This is a genomic window from Mycobacterium sp. TH-M106 (genome assembly GCF_057473765.1).
Genome location: NZ_JBYCLE010000551.1, coordinates 1 through 2,584, shown reverse-complemented (window position 1 = coordinate 2,584; position 2,584 = coordinate 1). Strand labels below are relative to the sequence as shown.

Genomic DNA, 2,584 nt, shown 5'->3' with positions numbered 1-2,584 from the left:
TCATGAACAACCACTACGCGACGGTCTCCGGCGCGCTTGTCGCCTCGATGATCATCATCCCGCTGCAAACCGTCATCCCCGAGGAGTTGGCGTTCCGAGGTGTGCTGCACGGCGCATTGAACCGGGCGTGCGGGTTCCGCGGTGTGGCCGTGGCCGGCTCGTTGCTGTTCGGCTTGTGGCACATCGCCACATCGCTGGGGCTGACCGGCAGCAACGTCGGCTTCTCCCGGCTGTTCGGCGGCGGGCTGCCCGGCATGCTGGCAGGGGTGATTCTCGCGGTCTTCGCCACCGGGATAGCCGGCTTGGTGTTCAGCTGGTTGCGGCGGCGCAGCGGTAGTCTGATCGCGCCGATCGCGCTGCATTGGTCGCTGAACGGTGTCGGGGCACTGGCCGCCGCGCTGGTGTGGCACCTGTCGACCTGAGCCCGGCTGCCTGGTCACACCAACAGCACCGCCGCCCCGGTGATACGGCCGGCGCTCAAATCCCCCAGTGCCCGGTCAGCCTGCCCGAGCGGGTATTCGTGTGTGGTCACCGTGATGTGGTGCTGCCCGGCGAACTCCAGGAATGCCCGGGCGTCGGCGCGGGTGTTCGACGTCACCGACCGGATCTGACGCTCCTGGAACAGATGACGCTGGTAGTTGAGCGACGGAATGTCGCTGAGGTGGATCCCGGCGATCGCCAGCGTGCCACCGCGGTCCAGCGCCTCGCAGGCGGGCAGCACCAATTCGCCGACGGGGGCGAACAGGATCGCGGCGTCCAGCCGCACCGGCGGCGGGTCGGCCGCACCCTGCGCCGACGCCGCACCGAGTTCGATCGCCAACTCACGGGCTTGGGCGCCGCGGGTCATCACGTGCACCTCGGCGCCCTGCGCCAGCGCAACCTGGGCGGTGATGTGCGCGCTGCCGCCGAAACCGTACAGGCCCAGCCGGCCGCCGGGCGGCAGGCTGGCACGCAGCAGCGAACGGTAGCCGATGATGCCGGCGCAGAGCAGCGGCGCCAGTTCGCTGTCGCTGTAGCCGCTCGGCAGGTGGTGGGCGAACGCCGCCGGCACCATGGCGAATTCGGCGTAACCCCCATCGGCGTCCCAGCCCGTGTAGCGGGATTTCGGGCACAGGTTCTCATCGCCGCGGCGACAGTATTCGCACACTCCGCAGGTCTGCCGCAACCAGGCGATGCCGACCCGGTCCCCTACGGTGAAGAGGTCGCCGGCGTCCGAGCCCACCGCAGAGCCCACTTCGACGACCTCGCCGACCACTTCATGGCCGGGTATCACCTGGTTGCGGTGCACCGGAAGATCACCCTCGGCGACGTGCAGGTCGGTGCGGCACACCCCGCACGCGTGCACCGCAACCAGCAATTCCGATGGGCCGGTTCGGGGCACCGCAGTGGTCACCCATTGCAACGGGCCGGTGTCCATCGGGCCGGGATGGCGCACGCGCCAGGCGCTCATCGTCGTGCCGGTCTGACCGGTCCGCATATCGCTCACAGCGGTCCTTCACCCATGGCGTCTATTCTGCGCTCGGGTGTCAGACCGCGAGAGAACCCCGCGTGGCCGCAGTCTCGGTACCTGCTTGGTTTATCTTTTCCGGATCAGCCTGAGCAGCCAGAGCAGCACCACCGCTCCGAGCAGCGCGATGAAGAAGGTGAACCAGTATCCGCCATTGCCGACGTCGACACCCAGCACATTGAGCACCACTCCGGTGCCGAGCGCCCCGACGACGCCGGCGACGATGTCCATCAGGATGCCGGCGCCGCTGCCCTTGACGATCTTGCTCGCCAGCCAGCCGGCGATACCGCCGATGACGATGTAGCCGATCCAGCCGACCTCAGTCCCACCGCTGACGTTGAGGGCGAGAAACTGCATCGCCGCCACGACGTTCACGTCCATCCCGAAACTCCTCGCTTCCGCCGGCTTGGCCGGCTTGGGCCGGCTTGGTTCCCGGTTACCGGGTCAGCGTAACGGTTTCGCGACCCGATTCGGCGGCGATTCGGTCACCGATGTGTCATGCCGCCGCAGGTGGGGGCGCTCCGATCGGAGGCAGCCCGGGTGCCGCGGGCGCCGCCGGGGGTGCTTGCACCGCCGGCGGCAGTGGCGGCACCTGACCTTCGGGCGGTGCGACCGCTGCGGGGGCCCCTGGTGGTTGCGGGGGCGCCAAGGCTCCGGGTGGCGTGGGAGCTGTCGGGGCGGCGGGCGGGGGCGCCAAGGGGCGGATGGACTCAGCCAGCACCGTCGCCGCGGCCCTGTCGACCGGGTTGTTCGCGGTTCCCATCCACACCACAAACCAACGCGGGCCCGGGGGTGCGGTCGGGGTGGCCGGCGGCACACCGATCACGCCGCTCCAAATCTGGCCGACCGGCTTCGCCGGGTCGGTGAACTTCACCTCGTAGTACGAAGCGCTGCCGGTCAGACCATTGCCGTTGAGCGGGGTGCTCTCCTGGTTGGTGCGGGTGCCAGGGTACGGCATGAAAAACTCACCCATGTCTGAGGCCAGCCGGGTTGCGGCTTTGGCGCTGTCGCTTTCCGAGCTGGCGTAGAGCCGCTGGTCCAGCTTGCCCAGCACAATCCGGGTGTCGTTGGCGGTCA

At 69.0% G+C, this 2,584-nt stretch carries 4 protein-coding genes; 1 reads left to right on the top strand and 3 read right to left on the bottom strand.

All coding sequences use genetic code 11. The features are described 5' to 3' along the window. Window positions 1-422, top strand: a 422-nt coding sequence (locus AC2VOP_RS18970; RefSeq protein ID WP_486962401.1) for a CPBP family intramembrane glutamic endopeptidase, incomplete at its 5' end; no start/stop codon positions are given. Between the two features lie 14 nt (window positions 423-436). On the opposite strand, the gene AC2VOP_RS18965 is transcribed toward AC2VOP_RS18970, so the two are convergent. The 3 genes from AC2VOP_RS18965 to AC2VOP_RS18955 form a co-directional block, all read right to left on the bottom strand. Continuing rightward, window positions 437-1,477: a zinc-binding alcohol dehydrogenase family protein gene (locus AC2VOP_RS18965; RefSeq protein WP_486962403.1), complete on the bottom strand. Its 1,041-nt coding sequence runs from the start codon at window positions 1,475-1,477 to the stop codon at window positions 437-439. A gap of 99 nt (window positions 1,478-1,576) precedes the next feature. Beyond that, window positions 1,577-1,882, bottom strand: coding sequence for a GlsB/YeaQ/YmgE family stress response membrane protein (locus AC2VOP_RS18960; RefSeq protein ID WP_486962402.1), 306 nt, complete (start codon window positions 1,880-1,882; stop codon window positions 1,577-1,579). 121 nt (window positions 1,883-2,003) lie between these two features. Further along, window positions 2,004-2,584, bottom strand: a 581-nt coding sequence (locus AC2VOP_RS18955) for an APA family fibronectin-binding glycoprotein (RefSeq protein ID WP_486962400.1), incomplete at its 5' end; no start/stop codon positions are given.